General features: G+C 59.2%; 22 protein-coding genes. 6 read left to right on the top strand and 16 right to left on the bottom strand.

All coding sequences use genetic code 11. The features are described 5' to 3' along the window. Window positions 1-37 precede the first annotated feature (37 nt). Genes OUZ45_RS07125 through OUZ45_RS07110 form a run of 4 tightly spaced genes read right to left on the bottom strand, consistent with a single transcriptional unit; the run spans window position 38 to window position 3,114 of the window. A complete protein-coding gene (locus OUZ45_RS07125) occupies window positions 38-970 on the bottom strand; it encodes a c-type cytochrome (RefSeq protein ID WP_266169244.1) in 933 nt (310 codons plus the stop codon). After that, the gene (locus OUZ45_RS07120) at window positions 967-1,617 is read right to left on the bottom strand and encodes a c-type cytochrome (protein WP_266169243.1); all 651 of its coding nucleotides are present in this window, start codon (window positions 1,615-1,617) and stop codon (window positions 967-969) included. The genes OUZ45_RS07125 and OUZ45_RS07120 overlap by 4 nt, the downstream gene beginning before the upstream one ends. Then, a complete protein-coding gene (locus tag OUZ45_RS07115; RefSeq protein WP_266169242.1) occupies window positions 1,614-2,558 on the bottom strand; it encodes a substrate-binding domain-containing protein in 945 nt (314 codons plus the stop codon). Before OUZ45_RS07115 ends, OUZ45_RS07120 begins: the two co-directional genes overlap by 4 nt. 13 nt (window positions 2,559-2,571) lie before the next feature. Beyond that, entirely contained in the window at window positions 2,572-3,114 is a 543-nt protein-coding gene (locus OUZ45_RS07110) for a DsrE family protein (RefSeq protein WP_266169241.1), read from the bottom strand. Between the two features lie 373 nt (window positions 3,115-3,487). On the opposite strand from OUZ45_RS07110, the gene ubiE reads away from it, so the two are divergent. Then, window positions 3,488-4,243 (top strand): bifunctional demethylmenaquinone methyltransferase/2-methoxy-6-polyprenyl-1,4-benzoquinol methylase UbiE, encoded by a 756-nt coding sequence (gene ubiE, locus OUZ45_RS07105; RefSeq protein ID WP_266169240.1) that lies wholly within the window; start codon window positions 3,488-3,490, stop codon window positions 4,241-4,243. A 119-nt stretch (window positions 4,244-4,362) separates the two neighbouring features. On the opposite strand, the gene OUZ45_RS07100 is transcribed toward ubiE, so the two are convergent. The 3 genes from OUZ45_RS07100 to OUZ45_RS07090 all read right to left on the bottom strand — a co-directional run bounded on the left by OUZ45_RS07100 (window position 4,363) and on the right by OUZ45_RS07090 (window position 6,791). Next, the gene (locus OUZ45_RS07100) at window positions 4,363-5,760 is read right to left on the bottom strand and encodes a hypothetical protein (RefSeq protein ID WP_266169239.1); all 1,398 of its coding nucleotides are present in this window, start codon (window positions 5,758-5,760) and stop codon (window positions 4,363-4,365) included. Between the two features lie 192 nt (window positions 5,761-5,952). Further along, a complete protein-coding gene (locus tag OUZ45_RS07095; protein WP_266169238.1) occupies window positions 5,953-6,309 on the bottom strand; it encodes a hypothetical protein in 357 nt (118 codons plus the stop codon). 197 nt (window positions 6,310-6,506) lie between these two features. Beyond that, window positions 6,507-6,791, bottom strand: a complete 285-nt coding sequence (locus OUZ45_RS07090) for a hypothetical protein (protein ID WP_266169291.1) — start codon at window positions 6,789-6,791, stop codon at window positions 6,507-6,509. A gap of 312 nt (window positions 6,792-7,103) precedes the next feature. Here OUZ45_RS07090 and OUZ45_RS07085 point away from each other — a divergent pair, with 312 nt between their 5' ends. Next, window positions 7,104-7,454, top strand: coding sequence for a hypothetical protein (locus OUZ45_RS07085; RefSeq protein WP_266169237.1), 351 nt, complete (start codon window positions 7,104-7,106; stop codon window positions 7,452-7,454). Between the two features lie 291 nt (window positions 7,455-7,745). Here the strand turns inward: OUZ45_RS07085 and OUZ45_RS07080 are convergent, their stop codons facing one another. From OUZ45_RS07080 to OUZ45_RS07055, 6 genes are all read right to left on the bottom strand, one after another. Beyond that, window positions 7,746-8,099, bottom strand: a complete 354-nt coding sequence (locus OUZ45_RS07080) for a hypothetical protein (RefSeq protein WP_266169236.1) — start codon at window positions 8,097-8,099, stop codon at window positions 7,746-7,748. A gap of 28 nt (window positions 8,100-8,127) precedes the next feature. Further along, on the bottom strand, window positions 8,128-8,484 hold the full coding sequence (locus tag OUZ45_RS07075) for a hypothetical protein (RefSeq protein ID WP_266169235.1): 357 nt from the start codon (window positions 8,482-8,484) through the stop codon (window positions 8,128-8,130). A 249-nt stretch (window positions 8,485-8,733) separates the two neighbouring features. Further along, window positions 8,734-9,345: a hypothetical protein gene (locus tag OUZ45_RS07070; protein ID WP_266169234.1), complete on the bottom strand. Its 612-nt coding sequence runs from the start codon at window positions 9,343-9,345 to the stop codon at window positions 8,734-8,736. Continuing rightward, window positions 9,327-10,316 (bottom strand): RHS repeat domain-containing protein, encoded by a 990-nt coding sequence (locus tag OUZ45_RS07065; protein WP_266169233.1) that lies wholly within the window; start codon window positions 10,314-10,316, stop codon window positions 9,327-9,329. Before OUZ45_RS07065 ends, OUZ45_RS07070 begins: the two co-directional genes overlap by 19 nt. Before the next feature lie 618 nt (window positions 10,317-10,934). Then, on the bottom strand, window positions 10,935-11,291 hold the full coding sequence (locus OUZ45_RS07060) for a hypothetical protein (protein WP_266169232.1): 357 nt from the start codon (window positions 11,289-11,291) through the stop codon (window positions 10,935-10,937). Window positions 11,292-11,470: 179 nt separating this feature from the next. Further along, on the bottom strand, window positions 11,471-14,410 hold the full coding sequence (locus OUZ45_RS07055) for an RHS repeat domain-containing protein (RefSeq protein ID WP_266169231.1): 2,940 nt from the start codon (window positions 14,408-14,410) through the stop codon (window positions 11,471-11,473). 1,958 nt (window positions 14,411-16,368) lie between these two features. Here OUZ45_RS07055 and OUZ45_RS07050 point away from each other — a divergent pair. The 3 genes from OUZ45_RS07050 (at window position 16,369) to OUZ45_RS07040 (ending at window position 18,302) form a co-directional block, all read left to right on the top strand. Further along, window positions 16,369-17,007 (top strand): TMEM175 family protein, encoded by a 639-nt coding sequence (locus OUZ45_RS07050; RefSeq protein WP_266169230.1) that lies wholly within the window; start codon window positions 16,369-16,371, stop codon window positions 17,005-17,007. Between the two features lie 21 nt (window positions 17,008-17,028). Continuing rightward, complete coding sequence (locus tag OUZ45_RS07045; RefSeq protein WP_266169229.1) at window positions 17,029-17,688, top strand: Pr6Pr family membrane protein; 660 nt, start codon at window positions 17,029-17,031, stop codon at window positions 17,686-17,688. A gap of 62 nt (window positions 17,689-17,750) precedes the next feature. After that, on the top strand, window positions 17,751-18,302 hold the full coding sequence (locus tag OUZ45_RS07040; protein ID WP_266169228.1) for an NMCC_0638 family (lipo)protein: 552 nt from the start codon (window positions 17,751-17,753) through the stop codon (window positions 18,300-18,302). A 171-nt stretch (window positions 18,303-18,473) separates the two neighbouring features. On the opposite strand, the gene OUZ45_RS07035 is transcribed toward OUZ45_RS07040, so the two are convergent. From OUZ45_RS07035 to OUZ45_RS07025, 3 genes are read right to left on the bottom strand one after another with little or no spacing between them, the layout of a single operon-like run. Beyond that, the gene (locus OUZ45_RS07035) at window positions 18,474-19,160 is read right to left on the bottom strand and encodes a glutathione S-transferase family protein (RefSeq protein ID WP_266169227.1); all 687 of its coding nucleotides are present in this window, start codon (window positions 19,158-19,160) and stop codon (window positions 18,474-18,476) included. Window positions 19,161-19,188: 28 nt separating this feature from the next. Then, a complete protein-coding gene (locus OUZ45_RS07030; protein WP_266169226.1) occupies window positions 19,189-19,485 on the bottom strand; it encodes a cupin domain-containing protein in 297 nt (98 codons plus the stop codon). Between the two features lie 3 nt (window positions 19,486-19,488). Continuing rightward, window positions 19,489-20,412, bottom strand: coding sequence for a DMT family transporter (locus OUZ45_RS07025; RefSeq protein ID WP_266169225.1), 924 nt, complete (start codon window positions 20,410-20,412; stop codon window positions 19,489-19,491). A 110-nt stretch (window positions 20,413-20,522) separates the two neighbouring features. On the opposite strand from OUZ45_RS07025, the gene OUZ45_RS07020 reads away from it, so the two are divergent. Continuing rightward, complete coding sequence (locus OUZ45_RS07020) at window positions 20,523-21,026, top strand: Lrp/AsnC family transcriptional regulator (protein WP_266169224.1); 504 nt, start codon at window positions 20,523-20,525, stop codon at window positions 21,024-21,026. Window positions 21,027-21,071: the final 45 nt, after the last annotated feature.

The raw sequence follows: 21,071 nt of genomic DNA, 5'->3' as shown, positions 1-21,071 counted from the left end.
ACCTAGACGTAATCATCTAGAAGCGAGGCGGCGCACCTCAGTGCGCCGCGCTACCCTGCCCCAGCACCTGCCCGTTGACCTCCACGCCATACAGCGACTGCGGCGTGTCGTGGAACTTCGCTCGCGTCTGCGCCACGTTGCCGGCGTAGCGCGGGTCTTGCGGACGCTCGTGGGCATTCATGAAGTACGCCGCGTCCCAGGCATCCTGCTCAGTCAAGGTATTGCCCCGGCCCAGCGGCATGTTGGCCTTGATGAAGGAAGCGGCCTTGTCCACTTCGTGCATGCCCGCGCCCCAGTTGAACGACTGCGGACCCCACAGCGGCGGGAACACCATCTTTCCCGCGGCCATCTGGCCTTGCCCGTCGGGGCCATGGCATAGCGCGCAGTCGCGCTTGAACACCTGCTCGCCGCGCGCGAAGTCGGGCGCCTGCACCGGCTTGGCCAGCTTCGGATAGCCGCGTCCTGCCAGCTCCTTGCCCACCGGCTCGCCTTGCGACATCCAGTAGGCATACGTTTCCAGCGCGACCATCTCCGCACTGTCGGCCGGCGGGGCCTTGCCGTTCATGCTGTACATGAAGCAGCCCTGCAACCGCTCAGTGAAGGTGTTCACGTGATGGTTCTTGGCGCGGTAGGCCGGGTACATGCTGTAGGCGCCCCACAACGGCCCGGAGCCAGCGAGCCGGCCGGCGTCGAGATGGCAGTTCTCGCAATTGAGCTGGTTGCCGACATAGCCGGGCGCGTACTTTGCCGTCTCGGTAAAGATCTTCCGGCCCAGCTCGATCTGCTTGCCGAACTCGTCGTTGGGTATCGCCGACTCGGGCGGCGGGGTGAAAGCGGTGGCCTGCGGCTTGGCCGAGCTTGTAGCGGGCGATGGCGCAGCGGCGACGATGTTCGCGGGCAGATCGCCAGCGCCGCTGCACGCGGCCAGGCACAGCGTCGAAGCGAGAGCGGCGAAACGCAGGCGGTTCATGGTTTGACTCCCTGCGCCGCGACAGATTGCGCGGCATACCAGGCGGTAACAGCGTCGATATCGGCAGCGCTCAGCTTGGCAGCGACGCCGCGCATCAACTCCAACGGGTCGTTTTTGCGCGTGCCATGCTGCCAGGCGCGCAACTGGTTCGCGAGATAGCTCGCCGGTTGCGCGGCCAACGGCGGAAAGCTGTTGCCGACGCCCACGCCCCCAGGCCCATGGCACTGATCACACGCGGGCAGACCTTGCGGCCAACGGCCGCGGTCGGCCAGCACCGGCCCCGCCGACGACGACGCTGTTGTGGGTGCCGCCGGAGGCGGTTGCAGCGACGCGTAGTAGGCGGTCAATGTCGCGCGCTCGTCGGCGTTCAACGCGGTGGCTACCGGCTGCATGACGGCATTGCCGCGGATGCCGGAGGCGAAATCCTCCAACTGCTTGCGCAGGTACTCGGCCGGCAGGCCCGCGAGCCTCGGATATCCGCTCGCCGTTTGCCCGCCGCCATCGGCGCCATGGCAAGCCGCGCAGGGTGCGGCCCCGCGCCCGTTGCCCTGCGTGGCAAGCGTGGCGCCATCCGGCGACCCCGCGCAGGCGCTGCCGGCCATCGACAGGCCGGCCAGGGTGAAAAGAAAGGCCCATCGCGCGCTCATGGCTTCGGCTCCTGGAATCCGTACTTGCGATAGATCGCCTGTGCCTGCGGCGTGCGCATGAAGGCGAGGAAATCCTTGGCCGCCTGCGCGTGCGGCGCATCCTTCATGCGTGCGGCGGAGTAGGTGGCGGTGACGTTCTGTTCGGCCGGAATCGCCACCGTCTCGACGGGATGATGCAAAATTTCCTGCTGGAAATATGCCTCGGTCAACCACACCGGCGCCGCATCCGAATCGCCTTGCAACACACGCAACGGCGATTGCCGATGGTGAATGCTGGTGAGGAAGGTGCTGCCATCTTTCACCTTCGTATCCATGATGGCGTGATCCAGCGCATCGCCGCCGGCCTTTCGATAGCCGGCCTCGATCTGCTTTGCGACGCCTTCCCACTGCGGGTTCGGCATGCTCACCCGTACGTCGGCGCGGCCGAGATCAACCAGGCCCCTGATGCCCTTCGGATTGCCCTTGGCGACCAGGATCGCCAAGGGATTGCGCGCGTAGTCGTAAACATCGCCGAACCAGCCGTGCTGCTTCTGCGCCTCGGCCATGTCGTTCTTGCCGGCCGTATAAATGTCCGGCTTCAGCTCGATCTTCAGATTGCCCATGACCAGCGATCCGCTCTCGATCTGCTTGGCCAGAATGCCCGGCGGCAAGGTCTCGACAAAGATCCGCTGGTATTGCGGATGCGCCTGCTTGAACGCCACCAGCAGATCGTGCACCACCATGAACTGGTTGCCGGCGAAAAACACTACCAGCTGCGGATCGACGATATCGCCATGCAGGTCGGCGATGGCATCCACCGGCGGCACCGAGAACGCCACACCGCCCGTCGGCGGCGGGTTCCATGGCGGCAGGTAGTCGGACTTCGCCAGGCCTTCCGCACTCACTCCGAAAGACACACCCAAACCTGCCACCAGCAGGCAACGCGCAAGACGCAATCGCATATCAGCCCCCCCGTTACAGCGGCATCAAGGCATAACCCTGCCGCTCGAGATCGCTGATCGTCGTCAGCGCCGAGAGGGCGAGGGTGACATCCTTCGAAGCCCAGCTGTTGTCGTATTTGTGCTCGGCCATGGCCTGACCGCATACCGCCACATCCACCCCCGCCTTGTGCAGCTGCGCGATCACCGGCAGGTTGGGATTGGCCACGCCGAACTGCGCGCGATAGTGCTCGTCGTCAAGCACCAGCCCCGTGGCCGGCCCATAGGCGATGGCGACAAACTTCAAATGGCTCAGTGGCACACCGGCACTCGTATAGAGATTGACCGCGCGCGCCACGCGCTCCAGCGCCGGGTTCACCTCACCGGGCTTGTCCGAGGGCTTGGTCAGCGCGAATACCACCTTGTAGGTCGCCTTGGCGTCCGGCTGGTAAGCCGCCTGCGGTAGCGGATGGATCGCGCCGGCCGCGGTAATCACCGGCGCAGGCGCATCGGCGGCCATCGCGGCAGCAGCGCCGCCCAGGCTAAGTGCGAACGAAAGAGACAAGACTTTACGGAACATCGCACACACTCCCTATGAAGACGCCGGCCGGCGCCGCGCGAAACAGTACGCTGCCACACCCTATCGGACAACGTTATATTTTCTATGACGTGGATAAGCCCGGCTTATGCGCGGGCCACGCGAAGCTATTGAACAGGCTCTAAGATCCATCCCTCTCAAGGTCTTCGAGAAGCTTGAGGTAGCGTGGTTTTAGCTCCCTCTCCCCTACGGGGAGAGGGTTGGGGTGAGGGGGAAATCTTGCGACGCGGCAGATTCGAAGCAGGTTTCGATGTACGTGATCGCGAGCACCCAAAAGCAGGACAGCAAGGCGGTGGAGCTATAGGCACCAGCCAGCAAAGAACCGCCGGAAAGCACGATCCTGTAGCATGTGCGCATGAGCGAACAGCAGCCTAAAACCACCCATTTCGGTTTCCGTGACGTCCCCGTCGGCGACAAGCAAAAGCTGGTCGGCCAGGTGTTCACCTCGGTAGCGCGCAGCTACGACCTGATGAACGACCTGATGTCGTTCGGCGTCCATCGCCTGTGGAAGCGCCACTTCGTCGCCATCAGCGGCGTGCGCAAAGGCGACCGCGTGCTCGACCTGGCCGGCGGCACCGGCGACATCGCCGCACTGCTCAAGCCCGTTGTCGGCGCAGAAGGTGAAGTGATCGTTGGCGACATCAACGCCGCCATGCTCGGCGTCGGCCGCGACCGCATGACCGACCGCGGCCTCGTCTCCGGCCTGCGCTGGGCCCAGCTCAACGCGGAAGCACTGCCCTTCCCCGACAACAGCTTCGACGCCGTGACCATGGCCTTCGGCCTGCGCAACGTCACCGACAAAGACAAGGCGCTCGCCGACATCTGCCGCGTCCTCAAGCCCGGCGGCCGTGCCCTGGTGCTGGAATTCTCCAAGGTGCAGAGCGACCTCTTCAGCAAGCTCTACGACTTCCACTCCTTCAAAGTGCTGCCCAAGCTGGGGCAACTCTTTGCGGGTGATGCGGACAGCTACCAGTACCTCGCCGAATCCATCCGCAAGCATCCGGATCAGGAAACGCTGAAAGGGATGATGGAGCGCGCAGGCTTCGGTCGTGTTGAATTGCGCAACCTCACCAATGGGATCGTGGCGATCCATCGGGCTTACAAGCTTTAAGCGCTATGCGCTGCCGCTGTCCGTCATGACAGCATCGAGCAACAACGCATAAGCCATCAGTCGCTCAGGTGCGGCACATCGAGTTCGTAACGCGATGCGCCGCGGGTGATCTCAGAGCGCTACTCAGGCTGCCCTGACGGTGCGTCCGGCACCACGACAGTTTCCCGCTGTGGCTCCCCGCCCTTATCGACGATGAAGCTCAATTGATAGCTACCGGGGCGTAGATAGAGGTCGCCGGAAGGTACCTCTTGCGCGCTGCCGCCATACACGACCATCGGGCCGAAGGACAGCGCGGCCGATGGCAAGTCAAGCAGCAAGCGGTCAGCGGGTATCGCATCCGCTCCTTCACCGGCGTAACGCGCTTCGACCAGGCAGGGGTACTGCCCACGGCAAGCGTTGGCATTCACCAGATGTGCGCGGCGCAGGCCGCCCAGGCTCAGCCAAGTGGGGCGCCCGCGCTCCAGCTTTTCCGGCGGAAAGAACACGGTTACGTCATAAGCCGGGCCAAGCGACCACGGTTTACCTTTCGCGTCGACGAAGACGATAGGTACATCGGGCTGCAGTTGCTTCATCGTCGCCGTGTAATAAGGATGATCGTTCTTGCTCTTAGGGCGTGGATACATCGCGGTCTGATTAATGGACAGCATCGGCGCGGCCGTAAGCTTGTGCAGATGCTCTGCCATGGATTGGCCGCCGAGGTAACGGCCCGATTTCGCGATATGGTCGTAGCCGGCCTGGACAACCAGGCGTGCACTCGGATCGTGCGCGAACACGCTCTCGTAGAGGTGGCGCGCTTGTTCGGCCTCGCGCGCATCGGGGCTGCTGGCATTCGAAGTCGCTTCATAGGCGATCACTTTGAAACCGAGCTTTAGCGCCGTGCGCACCATTTCTCCGTAGATCGGCTCTTCGGTGTAGAAGCCACTGTCTTCGGTGGGGTAGCCACGCGCCTGCAAACCGGTATCGCTTTGCATCAACGTTTCGGCGGCGAAATAGCGAAAGCCCTCCGCGTACAGGCGGCCGAGCAGCTGCACGGTCAGGCTGCGCGTGAGCGCCACGTTGTGCGCTTCATTGAGAAGCACGATCTGGTAGTTCCTGGCCAGATCGGGAATGGCGTCCAGCGCCGGACGAGCCCTATAGCCGCCTTCAGTCAGTGGCGAAGGCAAGTCATCCGCTTGCGGGATCTGCGCGATCGAGAAGCTCCTCACGGCGGCCGGGTAATCGCCCAAAAAGCTCTGATACCAACTCAGGTATTGCCCAAAGATCAAGCCGAACGCCGGCGTATCCTCCCTCGCGGAGGCCCGGCGCATCACCAGGTATTGCGCCAGCACACCCTTGTGGCTGCGTGCCTGGACCAGAATATCGTTCGCCTTTTCCATGGCGGAAGCCTGCTGTGCCCGCCATGTTTCGGCCGACTGCGCATGGATAGCCGATGCTGCACAGACCAGCCACAGCATGCATGTGACGGCAATCGCCACGGATTTGCCAAGAGCCACCCTGACACGAGGTATCCCACGCATGTGTTGGTCCTCCTGGCGCCATCATGCACTCACCAAGGCTTGGTACCCAATAGGCAACTCAGGTGGTGCAGCGCAGCGACGCTGGTACGGTTGTTTCGACACCTGTCAAAAGTAGAGCCAGGGGCGCTTCAACGAGGTCCACAGGAAAGGTGGCGCCATTTCGCCAATAAATTAAAATATCCAGCCGTTCATTCATCCCGCAACATGAATGAAGTTGCCCTCGCAGGAAGTGTTATCAGTCGTGCTTGGATTTGAACCATAGACCGTTATCTTCTGTCCGCTAACCTTCGCCGCTAGCAGCGTCGCATAAACAGCCTTGACGTTATCTGCTTGAGCGCTTGCTGGTTGAGCGGAGCTGCCATTCCAAAAAATATGGCAAGAATTCGCACCGGCCTGTACATCAAGAGTGAAGACGACGAGCCCTGGAAGGTAGGTGGCCTCTAGATCAACCACATGTCCGGTAGCCACCCAGTCATAAGCCGCGACCTGGCTCATTGGAAATAGCGCCACAATTAAGGTTGCAATAATTCTTGTACGGAGCAATGACATTGCTTTCATCCTCTTTATTGGAATCTACCTAAAAAACCTTGTCCGGGGAAAGCAAAAAGGGGTCGCCATTTCGCCCCCCCCTGGAAGGCGTCTCGATGGAAGGGCCAGACGCTTCCCAATTCACTTGCTCTAGTTCACCACAGAGAAACACAAGAGAGCCGGATACCTTTGCGAGGTACATCCATTCAGATAAATCGTTACCTGCTTTCCGGTGAGGAAAGCGGCAAGGAAGGAAGCGTACGAACGCTTTCCATTGTCGGTATCGCCATTGTCGAAACGAAATTCTGTTGTCGCACCGCACAACCCAACGTACTTCCGAATGAGGCCCCATCAAGGATGACGTAGCAAGTACCGTTGCTGTTCTGGCAGCCCAGATTCACAACCTTACGCGGGCCAACGGCTTCACCAGCAATGCTGCTCGCGCCAGCCACCAACGCCGCGAGCAACACAATCAAATGAAGCCACATCTTCTTATTGATCATTCTTTCCTCCCTGTAGATCGCTCTCCATGAGCGATAAGTTCTGCCACATGCCTCCACTGTAAGAATAGATCGAGACTCAATGCCCTCACGGCACAACGCCTGAATTACTCGGAAACCGGAAATATAGACGACACCTGGATGCTTGAAAAACGAGCAAGCCAGATTTGGTTGAGAGGCGATGTCCGCAAGTTGTGCGTGCACCCGCTCAACCAGCCCTGGTATCGTACCGATCCATGAGCGGCTCAAGACGGCACCGACTCTGCGCTCTACGTCACAATCACCACCGAGAAGGGAATCATGGAACACCGGCACATGCTCGCTCGCATTGGTACTACGCTTCTTCTTGCCTGTGCTTTCAGCAGCTCCGACGCAAACAGCGACAACGGAAGCAACGCGGTGCTCTCGGTAACCATCCACGACTCGGGAAACGCCCTCATCACGCTGGGCTCAAGCGCCAACACGGAAGGTTGCGCCACTCCCGCCCTCAAGAATTACATCTTGATCCCCAAGACGAATGCGAACTTCAATGCGATGTATGCCACAGCTCTTCTCGCCTTGTCGACCGATCGGCCAATACAAGGGTGGGTCAATGGGTGTACGGACGTATGGGGTAACGGCAGTTTCGTCATCGTAACGGCGACGACCATCAGCGTGTCGAAATAGCTCGACAAAATTGCTCGTTGCAGTCGTTCTCGGCACGCCACCTCACCGCAGACCTAACCCTTCCATCGAGGGGATAGCTCCGGACCAACCCATCTGGATTGCACAAAACCGGTGGCGAATTCTGTTCTGAAGTGCGGCACCCGATGAGATGAGGCAGCCCATCTCAAAGAGCACCAACACCTCACAGTCCGAACGCCACACCTTCTTTTTCGACGCCGTCTTCGCCATCACTTCGCTGATCATCGAGGTGCATGTGCCTCATATTGGCACAGAGGGTGCTGATGGGTTGCATCACTTAGCCAGCGTGATGCCAATGATCTTTGGACGTGTGTTGCGACAATCCGTATTCGACACAACGATATAAACGGGTGTCCTATTGGTGTATGCGATCAGTGCGGCGGCATAGAGAGTTTTGTATCCTCCATCAATGCCATCGACTTGGTAGTAGTCACTGCTAGGGCAGTTGGCAGGGTTTACCGGCGTGTAGCCATACGTCTGAATTGCGAAGGAGTCCGCGCCCCAGCCAGTCATCATGTTGTTGATGATCATCTGCCCTGAGGTGGCCTGAGCCAAAGCGGCTGAAGACAGGGCGATACTCGTCGCCACGATGACAGAAATAGCCACCCCCTTAATCGCCCTATGCATTGTCGACTCCTTACTGATTCCTCGACCGTCAGGTCACGACTGCGATGTAACCAATTTGGCAATAGCCGTTCGAATCCTTATTCGTATACAGAGTGACAGTTTTGCCAGTAGCCTGAGCCATCAGTAGCATGGCAAGAAGGCCTTTGTAGTTTGGATCATTGATGTTGATATAGCCCCAACTGGGGTCGACAGCTCCAGCACAAACTGATGCTTGCCCCCCGATATAGACACGAATGTCATAGTTGCCTGGAGCTGCCCCCGCTCCACCAACACCATTGATCTGCGCGATCTTCCCGGTAACAGCGCCGTCCCAGGCATAGACGTTCCCTACAGCAACCGCCAACCAAACGGCGACAGCGCCCTTCACTAAATCACCAAAGCGCATCATCTACTCCACAGAGATTGTGATTCCATTCTTTGAAAACGGTGTCAGAGACTGAGGTATCCCGAAGAATAGGAGGCCATGGACACCTCAGGCCACCTAGCCATTACTCACTCTAAGCTCAAAAGCATCCCTGGCAGGAACACAGCAAACTTTTTTTAAAGATCGTCGAAACGGAGCCCGGTTCAATTACCCACACAGAAAGTTAATCTGATCGAGAGCTCTCATAACTGCACTCTGACACAAATTCTTCTAACTACGCGACCGTGCCTTCGCAATTTCGAGCTTCTTTAGTTCTGCGAGAGTAAGACGAGATCGAATTTTCTCGTACAACTCAACGGCTTCTGAATACTTCTTCTGTCGGAACGCTAACTCAGCCTTTGGACGTAACTGACCTTCCAGAACATCGAGTGCATACTCACGAGACCAAGACTTTCTCTGCTGCTCGAGCAATATGAATACTTCGGGGTCCCCTCGAAGTGCATTTCGTCCGTACTTCTTTACAATATCCCTCAATTTATTAAAACCTTCTTTCAGACCATCCTGGGTGGTCGCAGCATAACTACGATATTGCCTCGCAGCATTAGGATCAGTGATCCGAATAAGCTCCTGGATCGAATATTTCTCGCCACCACGAGAAATTTCAAAATCCAGCTCATATGATTTTCGACCGATACATATATCGACCTCAATATCACCATATCGATATCGCACAATTGACGGTAAAGCCTCCACGCGCTCAAACCCGAATTCACCGAGAAAATCAAATGACTGTGTTGCACCAAGGGAAAAATTCAGATCTATGAACGTCCGCCCAAAGTCATCGGCGGCTTTGTGTTTGGTCATCACTTTGGCGGCATCCAATAGTTTGTATTTTCATTAAATGTCCAACCACGATCCCTGAGCAAATTTCGTTCGGCGTTAAGAAACTGGCCACTATTATTTCCCGGCGAGGCATCTCGAATCGGCACTCTCCGCGCCATCTCCTGACGAAGAACTCCTGCATTCTGAGTCCAGTTTGCCTTGGGGCTTCCTCGGTTTGGCAAGCGACTTAACAGCGACTGCTCTCCTGCTCCCAGTGACTGCAGGTCCTTAACCCTACCTATTACAGTAGTACTCCTTCCAGCCGAAATCTCAAGTGAATCACCTTCAGTTGCGACAGCCGTAGCCACATCAACAATAATGCCTCCAGCAATCATCCCGTTAGCCTGATCGTTACTTGCGGGCTCCAGAGGATCCCCCTCTGGAGGAGCGAGCAGCTCCATGAAGTCTGATAACCCATTAACCACAGCTTTTCCAACGCCAATAGCCACACCCGCAACCCTTCCACCAAGCGATGGTGATGGACTTGTCGCTGGCTGTACTGAGCTCCCGCTGCATTTATCAGAGGAATCTCGCATCCGTTGCACTGACGCGGAAACCTCCCCGGAAGCAGCACACGCCATCCCCGTGGGATCAAAATTTATGATGGGATTGTTGTCAGCGTAATCGTAACGGCTAAAATTAAATACGCTGGCTGGCGAGACTGCCACCGGATCGGCGCTCACAAATCGCCCAATCATTGGATCGTAATAACGCGCCTGCATGTATACGAGACTTGTATCTGGATCATCGACATGTCCCGTATAGGCTGGGCCGTTCGGAGGATTACCCAACGCCAGCGACCCATAAGGCTTGTAATCAAACGTCGCCGTGATATTGCCGCTGGCATCCGCCTCCGCCAGCGGCGTCCCCTGCGGATCGGTATAGATATAAGTCACCGTGCCCGCGCTGGCCGTCAGGCACACCAGCATCCAAAGGCTGACCACGGCAAGAAGGTTCTTCAACATCGGCATGACCATTTCCCTGGTTGGAACTCGCACTGAAACCTGATGAGGCCGCTACTGTTAGCTTCCAAACGGCTCTGTGCGGAGCCATCACTTATTGCGCAGCAAGAGTGATAGATCACCCGTTCGCCCAAATGTAGATTGACTGCACGGGCGATCCCCACCCCGAGCACGACGAAACCTCGACCTGGATTTTCTTCCCGGCGCTGAGTGCCGCAAGGACATTGGCATAGGCCGCACGACCGCTACTGCTCGACATGTCAATCATGAATGTACTCGTGCCACATTGGTCGCTGGACGTGACGTCGATATATGCCTGAGATGGAAGGTAGGCACGCGCCCGGACCACCGTGGTGGGTGAGGTCGTCGGTTCCGCCAGTGTGGTGGCTGACGCCAAGAACATTCCTACGGCGATGATGATTTTGTGCATGTTTACGAGACTCTGATTGTCAAGAGTTGGGAGTAGTCGGCTTTTTTAGTTGCGCATCGACAAGACGACGGTAGTTAGTTGCTCTTAACACTCCTCACTGAGCCACCCCCTTATCGTTCTTCAGGAGGGAAAATGGTGAATATCAACAGCCCGAACTCCGACTGAGATTCGGCGCTAATCAAACAGCCCTTCGATCACTATTTCTTGTAGATCGTGATACCCCAGATTTTGGGGCGACCATCGCTTGAGCACCCTTGGTTGGCAACAACGATAACCACGGCAAGGCCGTTCGCGAGGGCAGTGAGGGCCGCTGCGTAATGACTTCTATTGCCGGGCGCTCCGGATTCAGTAACGTAGAGGTCCGTCATGGGGCAGGTTGCCGGATTTATGGCTGGCGCACCCGTCCCAACAGATATTTCGTCTGAATTCCACCCAGTGTTTACCTGAGTGAGGTTTATTGGACCCACCGCAGTCTGCGCCGGTGATGCCGCCGAAAGAATCATTGAAACAAAAAAGAGCAGGGCCAAAGATATTGTTTTTATTTCATTACTCATGACTCGCCCCTTAGTATCGACGAATAAGATCTTGACATCACCTAGCCCGCTTGAATCACCGCATTGACCTGAACGCTATGACCATGTCCCGGTCAATGCTTCTCGCAGCACGCTTCCTATATATCTCCGGACATAAGGCCAGGAGAAAGTCCGATCGAACGCGACGCTCACACCATTGCTTAATCCAACAACAGCTGCAAAATAGCCGGCAGTGCGGCATTGGGGTTTTTGACGTTGAGCGTTCCCACTTCGCTCCACGGCCCGCAGCCACCGGCATTGCACGCCTGTACGCGGTAGCCATAGCTACCATTAGGCTTACCGATCGCTTGCCAAACGCCCTCGGGGCCGCTGTACACCTGCGCCCATGCCCCCGTACCGGACTGCTCCTGCAGCACATAGCTGGATGCCCCATCCACGCCGGTCCAGCGCACCGCGTAGCTAGCCGTCGTGCTAACGGCCGGCACGGACAACAGCGGCGAGGTGGTAGGCGCTACGGGCGGACTTTGCCCATTGACGACCACCGTGCTGGGCTGACTCCAAGGCCCGCAGCCCTGCGTATTGCAGGCGCGTGTGCGGTAGCCATAGGTGCCAGCGCCCTTGCTCGCCATACCCCACAACTGCCCCGCCCCACTGTAGATCGTGGCCCAGGCACCACCATTGACCTGTTCCTGCAATTCATAGGTGGCGGCATTGGCGACGCCATACCAACTCACGGTATAGCTGCCCGTCGCACTGCTCAAAGGCGAGTACGTGCCTGGCGCCATGGCGGGGATCGAGGACTGGTCGGGTGCCGAACCCGAGGCTTGCACCGTCTTCGCAATGAGCTTTTTGCCTAGATAGAGATAGTCGGTGTCGGTATTGGCCGCCGCATCGAACTGGTACAGCAACTGACCGGCCTGGGTATAGAAGTAGTACGTCGACGCTGCACCACTGGCGGGCGTCTTCAGCACACGCCGGCCCGCCGTATCGTAGGCGTAGCTGTCGTAGCCCGGGATGCCGGTAAGCTGGTTCTTCTGATCGAAGACCAACGCCGCGCCATTGCGCAGATTGACGTTGCCGCGGTTGTCGTACTGCAGGGTCACCACCGGCGTGGCGCCCTGGGTAATGCTGCTCAGGAGTGTTTTGGAGGCGTCGTAGTTATAGGTGAAGGTCTGGCCACCACTGACCCGGCTACGAATGTTGTTCAGTGGGTCGTAGCTGTAGCTTTCGGTACCCCATAGGCCATTGGCCTGCGCCTGGGTCAGGCGGTTCAGGGTGTCGTAGCTCAGCGCCTTGGTCCGCTGCCCACTGGCCAGATCGGTGATGTTGGTGATGTTGCCGTTGCCGTCGTAGGTGTAATCCTCGCTGACATTCAGCGTGCCGGTTTTGCCATAGCTGAAGTTACTCAGCAGCTGGCGTGCGTTCTTCTGCGCCAGGTAGCTGGTGCCGTTGCCATAGGTGAAGCTCTGCAGGTCGCCATCGGGAAAATAGTTGAGGTTGTTGGCGTAGCTGCCCACCTGGGTGGCGCGACCGAGCGCATCCGGCGCGTAATCGACCACCGTGCCGTCCGGATAGCTGACCAAACGCACGCTGCCATAGGCGTCATGCGCGTAACGAATCACCTTGCTGCCATTGCCGGTGACGCCCAGCGACTCCGCGGTGAGTTGGCCCAAGGTATTGCGAGTGGCTGCCCAGGCGGTGATGCCGGAGTTCGCTGTAGCGACGTTGCCTAGCGCGTCATAGGTATAGCTGGTGCTTTGGGTGCCCGCGGGCGGGGCCAGGGTCAGCAGCCGATTCATCGCGTCGTAGCTGCGGGTGGCCTGCGCCGCCGCTGGCACTTGCTCCTGGCCGCAACCGCTGACGCTACCGCTGAACGACAGCCCAGAGGCCGTCCACGCCACGTTGTTGGCGGCATCGTAGGCGGTCACTTCGCTGCCGCTCTCCGGCTCAGTGCTGCGGCACAGACGGTGGTAGCTGTCGTACACCAACCACTTGGTGACGTTGTCGCTTTCGGTACCGTAGAGGCCGGACTGGGTGATCGACAGCGGATTGCCATAGAGATCGCGGCTGATCGCCTGGGTGATGCCTTCCGGCGCCTGCACCTGGATCACCGCGTCGTAGCTCGGCTGATCGAACACCTGGTAACTGGTGGTGGTGACGTAGCCCTTGGGATCGGTGACCTGCTTGCGCGCGCCGGCGAGGTAGGCCGTGCTGCTGGTCAGCGTGCCCAACTCGGACGCTTGCTGTAGCTGGATCACGCGGCCCAGCGCGTCGTAGATGCTGGTAGCGCCACTGGTGATGCCGCTGAGATCCGGCGTACCGCTCACCGGATAGGAGACAAAGATCTTCTGGCCTTTCCAGTCGTAATCGGTGCGCGTGCTGATGTCGGAATTCGCCGTACCGCTGATGGCGGTATCGCTCAACACCGGGCGCAGCATGGCATCGAAGTAGGTAGTGGTGACCGCGCCACCCTTGCTGGTGGTGCGGCGCCAATGGCCCGCCCAGAGACCGCGCTCGGCAGTGGTTACGTAGGCGTAGCTGAAGCTCTTCGGAAACCACGCCACCTCATCGCCGGCGGGATAGGTGATGCCGGTGATCCGGCCGATCGCGTCGTAGCTGTAGTTGGTGGTGCTGCCGGCCTGATCGGTGAGGCTGCTGATCTGACCGAAATCATCTACAACCAGACTTACGGAGGTGCCATCTGGATAACCAATCGACTGGGGAATGCCGAGCTTGTAGCTGCCTAGCGTCGTGGTGTGATTGTTGGGATCGGTGAAGCTGGTAAGCTGACCCTGTCCGTCGTAGCCGTAATTCATCAGCGTCTGGCCGAAACGCGCGCGCGATTGCAGCGCGTCCGAACTCGTGTAGGTGTTGGTCGACTCGATCTCGCCTTTCGTGACGTTCGTGACCTGTAGCGGCAGGCCAAGCACCCAAAGTGCAGGGTCGTTGAGATAGGTCGTCGCCTTTTCGATGCCACTTTGCCCGGCAATGGAGTTGTAGCGGCTTACGTCAGTAGCTTGTCCATAAGCGTTGAAAGCCAGCGCCTGCCAGGTATAGATGTCGCCTTCTTGCGTTGTCTGTATCAGATTGACAGGGTAGAGGTTGTTCTTTTGGCTTGAATTGACTAGCAGCGAATCCATGACAAAGCCAATGGGATTATTGAAGTAATCACCACTGGCCGGAACGGGATAGCTCTGTGATTCAGTGCGAATCGCGGCGGACGTAGATGGATTAAACCCATGTAACGTACTGACCAGGCTTCCTTCAAGGTACGACTGGTAAGTATTGTCAAAACTGTAGCGCGTGATATTGCCGTTTGGGTCGGTTACATCAGTGCTGACCGTATGAATGGGGCAGACGCTGTTCGGACACTGGTCAGCCCAATAGATTGGAGGGCTTGAATAAGCGTAATTCCAAGAGTTATTGACTCCCGCGCCCATGAAGGTCTTGCTTACCAGTGCATTGATAAAATACGAAGATGGAATGAAGAACTGGGATACGGTTAAGGGGCAACTAGGTGACGGTGGCCTAGTTGCGCCAACCCTCGTGCGTGCAGTAGGTGTGATAGTGAAGGTGCCTTGCAATCCGGAAGGATGAGTAATTGAACCGGAGAACGTCGCGCCCTGGTTTCGCGCGTGAAAATAGCCACCTATGCAATCCGGCCGGCCATCCACGTCATCGGGCCCAACCGTTGAAGTGAGCAGATTCAGAAGATTGAACTGCCAGCTGGAATTGTCGGGCAGCACAACAGTAGACAAGCGCGCAACGTACCCCGCAGCCGTCTGCGGCAAGTCCGCGTATTGGTATGTCCAGGTGCGCGTAGCTCCTGAACTCGAAGTTACCGAAATATGGTCGATATAGTGGGCATCCGAACGCCAGACGATCGAGACATTACGCCCGTCACTGGCCGTAATGCCGGTGAGCTCACTACCCGTGTAGTGATACTGCACCCAGTTGCCGAAGCGGTCCTGGACTTGGGTGACCTGGGCGGCTGCGGTCGCCAATTGATCCGTTACCACGGGGGCTGACGGCGTGCCCTTCCAACTGACAGGGGTGGCCCATTGGTAGGTGAGCCAGTCGAGCCAATACTTGGTCCCATCAGGGGCCACCACCCAGAATGCTTCGCCAGCTTCACCGCTCGCTGTCTGCGGCAGGCAACCGATCATCCAATTATGCGGAGTGTATGCGTTAAAGGTCATCGCCGAGCCCGATGGACCATTCATCGACGGAGAGACGTGCCCATTTGCCCGCGCGAGGATGGGTTGCTCCCCTTGCCCAGGAATATGCAACTGATAGCCATGCCACCACGCAATCTGGGGAATTCTTGACCTGAGCTGAGTGCCTCCGCTCATGCCCGAACAGCGATTGGTTCCGGTGCCAACGCCTGCCACCCAGCTAGTTACCCAGTTACCGGCCGAGTCACCCGTCGCATTGTTATATAAGCCACTTACAAGCGTAGTTAAACGCGGAAGATTTAATTGCCAGTCGCCAAATTCTCCATTGACCGGTTCGGTGAATCCTCCAGAATTGGCCGTACGGGTGCCGGGTGAAAACGTTCGCGAGATGACAATATCCGGTCCGGTACCATGCAACACGATATCGGTTTGCTCAAACGACAATTCGCCCGTATAGAGGTCAACATGCTCGCCAAACGGATTCTCTCCGAGCGGCTGGATATCTTCGCTAACGTGAATTCGACGATGAAACTGCTCTTCAGGAGTTAACTCATCGGACTGGGCATGGGCCGGTACCCACACACCAATGCAGAAAACCACCGCAAGACGAAGAGCAATTCTGCCCAAAATCCAGGCACTAACGCGCATTCCATTCCCCTTGATCCCCAAGTCCGCGCATAGCGCGCGGAACTTATAAAGTTAACGAAGAAATTCCATGTTCGCAAGGTCAAATATTTTGCCGTGCAGAAGATCGATCACCAGTAGTCACGCTGAGATGGACTTCGATGGCTTACGCAAACAGGAGAGCTTGTTGCTTCACGAGCGCCGAGCGGGATGCATCCACTCATCACTATCGCCTCCTCTGGACAATACCTGACTACCATCGCAGCATCCTGCCCCTTACCCAGGAGCCGCCCACCTCAATGACCACCAACGCCTCGCAACTCGAACGCCTCACCTTCTTCTCCGACGCCGTCTTCGCCATCGCCATCACCTTGTTGATCATCGAGGTGCACGTGCCGCACATGAGCACTGGCGATGACCTGGCTTATTTGCAGGCGTTGCGTGAGCTGCAGCCGAGTTTCATGGGTTTCATGTTGAGCTTTCTGGTGATCGGCGCGCTGTGGATGGCGCACCATCGTGTGTTCGGCATGCTGGCCGATTACAACTCGGCGATTATGTGGCCGAACATGGTGTTGTTGATGGTGGTGGCGTTTATGCCGTTTGCCACGGCGTTGATGAGTTCGAATGCGTCGGCTCGGGTGCCGGAGTTGTTTTATGCGGGAACGCTGCTGCTGGCCGGGTTGCTGCAGCACTGGTTGTTCTCCGTGGCGTTGCGCGCGCCGTATGTGCGCAAGGACGTGACGCCGGATGAGATCGCCGCTACGCGCTGGCGTTCCTGGGGTCTGCCGACGGCGGCGGCGTTGTCGCTGGTGGCGGCCTGGTTCGCGCCGGGGTGGAACAATTTTCTGATGCTCGGCATCCCGCTGTTGGTTCGACTGTATGCTTCGGTGGGTCGGCGCCGTGCACTGCATTTGCAGGCAGCGCCTGCCGGCGCCTGAGCACACCCGACCGGAGTCCGCATGTCCACGCGCTATCGTTGGTTCGCTGCTTTTGCCGCCGCACTCGGCTGGTTCACGTTGGCACTGAAATTACTGCTTTCGATCCGGATGACGCAGGCCATGGGCCAAGGTGCGTTGGCCGGTGTGTGGCTCTATCTGGGTTTCTATACCGTACTGACGAATATGCTGGTGGCGTTGGCGCTCACCGCGGGATCGACGGGACCGCGCGGGCCGATCACGCGCTTTTTTGGACGGCCGGGCGTGAATACCGCCATCGCTATGAGCATCGCGGTGGTCGGCGTCATCTACAGCCTGCTGCTGCGTCACTTGTGGAATCCGCAGGGCTGGCAGTTGTTTGCCGACATCATGGTGCATGATGCGATGCCGCCGATCTTTCTGCTGTATTGGTGGTTGGCTGTACCCAAGTGGTCGCTGCGCTGGCAGCACATCGTGTTGTGGCAAGCCTACCCCGTGGGCTACTTCGCTTATGTGCTGGCCCGCGGCGCCTTAATCGGCCGGTATCCCTATCCGTTTCTGGACGTGAACACGCTGGGCTATGCGCGCGTGGTGGGCAATGCCTGCCTGGTGTTGCTGGCGTTCGTTGCGGTCGCGCTGGTGCTGGTCGCCCTGGCGCGCTGGCAGGTGCGCAGGGCGACGCGTGAAGTGGTGCAGGCGGCCTGACGACGCCGTCACACGCTTACGGCAAAATGTGGCACGAGTGTCGCCAGCCCACGGGAAACGTCATGCGTCTTCGCTCTTTGCTGTCAGGTATCGCGTTGCTGCTGGCTTCCACCGCCGGCCAGGCGCAAGACGCCACGGATGCGTCCGCGTTTTTCGTGAAGCTCTACGCCACCACCTGCATGAAGCATTACGCGAAGCCGGAAGCGTTGAAGGCGGAGTTCGAGGCGGCGAAAACACCAGCACTCGCCGACGCCACCGCGAAGAATTTCCTCGGCGGCATGCCGGGCACGGCCTGGGCGCGTAGCGGCCCGGGCGACGGCAAGTTTGTGGTGTCGTTGCGCGACGATGGCGTGTGCGCTGTGTTCGCGCAGCAGGCGGATGCGATCAATGTCGAGCAACAGTTCACTGCATTGGTGAGCAGCAGCCCCGCACCCTTGAAGGCATCGCCCGAGCAGGACGAGCGCGGCATGGCGCCGACGGGGCCCATCCATACGCTGAGCTATGCGTGGGCGCGGCCGGGCGATACGTCAAAATTGCTGTTCACGCTGACGACGGCGGTATCGCCGGATGCGCCGGTTCAGGCGATGGCGACGCTGGCGCGGGTGGCCAAGTAAGCAGCTGATTGGCGGCGAAACTCAGTTACGCGAGCCGTTAGCTCCCTCCCCTGCTTGCGACGCAAAGCTAGTCCCGTGGGACAGGGGAGGGAGGGGAAGATCGCATCCGCTGAACGTCGACGCCAATCGGGTATGCAGGCGTGCCTCCCGATCTAGTCCGGCGAAGCGCTCCTACAATGATTTGCGCAGGTCTTCCAGCCACTCGCCGGCCAGATGCGTCTGGTCTTCGTGCGCGTTATCGCGCCAGGTTTCGCGGAGGGCTTCCGCATACCAGCGGCGCGAGGATGGCAGTTCGCGCAAACGCTGTGCGTAGGCGGCCGAGTGTGGCTGCATGGGCAATCCATAGGTCTGGATGCGAAAGGCGACGGGTGCGTAGAACGCATCGACGGCGGTAAATGTCTCGCCCGCGAGGAAGGGACCACCGAAGCGTTTCAGGCCATCGCCCCACAGCTCATCCAGCCGCGCCAGCTCTACCTTGAGCGCCTTCGACATGTGATGCAGGCGCACGCGAACGCCGCAATTCATCGACGCCTCTTCGCGCAATGTCGTGAAACCGGAATGCATTTCGGCCGCGGCGCAACGTGCCCATGTACGTGCGGAGGCATCCGCCGGCCACACGCCGGGATGGCGTTCAGCCAGGTACTCGGCGATGGCGAGGGAATCCCAGATCGTAGTGTCGCCGTCATGCAGGCACGGCACCTTCCCGGTGGGCGAGAACACGCGGAAGTTGTTCCAGTTGCTGCCCTGCCCAAACGGCGCAAGGCGCTCCTCGAACGGAATGTCAAGCTCGCTCATCAACACCCACGGCCGCATCGACCACGAGGAGTAATTTTTGTTGGCGATGTAGAGCGTGTACATACGATGCCCCGGAACCAGCGCGGCGACGTCAGACGTCGAGGATCAACAGCGTACCTCGACTCCCCTTCCCTACGCTGTGTGGCACACCGGCCGGTACTACATAGATCTCACCGGTACCGACGCGCAACGCTTCGCCCTCCAGCTGCAGCACCATCCCTCCTTCGAGCACCAGTAGACCTTCCGCGTAGTCGTGGCACTCCTCCGGATACGCGGAGTCGTCCATGCGCACCAGCTTGAGGTTGGCGTCGCCGAAGCGGGCCACGATGCTGGACGACCACGCCTGTGGCAGCTGCTCTGCCAAGTCAGTCAAACGAATCAGCGCCATGGCTCAGCTCTGCTTGACTGGCGTCGCTGCCATCGGTGCTGCCACCTGCGGTGCGCGACGCTTCGTATTGGCCAGCACCACGCCACCCACGGTGACCGCGCCGCCCACCAGAGTCAGCAAGGTCGGACGCTCGCCCAGCCACACCCATCCGATCAGCACCGCAATCGGCGGCGAGAAATAGATGAAGCTGCTGACCTGCGACGCGGAGGCGCGATGCAGCGCCGCGTTCCACGCGATGTAGCCGATGAAGGTGGGCGCGATGCCCAGCCACAGCAACGCGCCGATATGCGAAGCCGGTGCAACAGCCAGCGCATGTGGCAAACCCAGGCCGAACGGCAAGGTAGCGAGCGTGCCGGCGAAGAAGGTAAAACCGGTGACGCCCAGCATGCTGTTGCGCGCGAACAGTGGCTTCTGCCCGACGAAGAAGGTCGCCGAAGCCAGCACGCTCACTAACACCAGCGCAGCCATCGGCTCGAACTTCACGTCCTTGCCGCTAACCAGCACCACCATCACCACGCCCACCAGCGCCACGCCGAGCCCCGCCAGGGTGCGCGGCGACAGGCGCTCGCGCAGCCAGATGGCCGAAAGCGCCGCGGTGGCCGCCGGTATCAGCGAAATCAGGATGGCCGCGGTGCCACTGGCCACGCGGGTTTCCGCAGAGTTGAGGCAAAGGTGATACACGGTCAGGCCAATCACGCCGAGCAACACCATCTGCGACCAATCGCGCCGCGCTGGCATCGGCACGCGCTTCACCAAGAGCAGCAGGGCGAAGCAGAACGAGCCAATGGACAGGCGCGCCAGCGCCACTTCGCCAGGGGTGAACGAGGCCAGCGCATAGGCGATCGCGGCATAGGCCGACGACCAGGTAAGCAGGGCGATGCCGATATAGGCAAGGGCACGCCCGTCGAGGCGTTCCGGGGTCTGCATGGGGAAGATTCCGTGGGGAAACAATGTGCGCATCGTAGTCCTGGCCGCCGCACGCAGGAATAATGAATCGGCGTACGATGGCGATGTTTCGCCAACGATCGGAATGTGAAATGAACTCAACGACCTTTGAATCGAAACCCGTTTGGGACAATAAGGATTGGCAACTGCTGGAGGCCCTGCAGCAGGACGCACGCCTCGGCTATGCCGAGCTGGGGCGCAAGGTGCGCCTGTCCGCACCGGCCGTAGCCGAGCGGGTGAAGCGCCTGGAAGAAGCCGGCGTGATCACCAGTTATCGCGCCGTGATCAACCCGCGCAAACTGGGTTATGAGATCGACGCGATGATCCGGCTGCGCTGCGATGGCGGTACTTGTGCGCGTGTGGGTGCGCTAGTGGCGGACATTCCGGAAGTACTGGATTGCCGGCGGCTGGCGGGGGAGGACTCGGCGCTGCTGCGGGTGGTGGCGATGTCCATTCCGCATCTGGAAACCGTGCTGGATCGGCTGCTCAAGATTCATCCGAGCATCAGCACGACGACGCTGATCGTGCTGCAGACGTCACATGAGAATCGGCCGCTGACGTTGGCGATGCGGAATGCGGCGACCTCAGCGCCGTAGCTTCATTTGAGCTTCTATGGGGCAGGCCCTTGAGACAACGCTTCA

Origin of the sequence: Dyella subtropica, from assembly GCF_026283965.1 — a bacterium.
Lineage (GTDB): Bacteria > Pseudomonadota > Gammaproteobacteria > Xanthomonadales > Rhodanobacteraceae > Dyella_D > Dyella_D subtropica.
The sequence above is the reverse complement of the archived record's forward strand: the minus strand, read 5'-3'. Positions and strand labels throughout refer to the sequence as shown.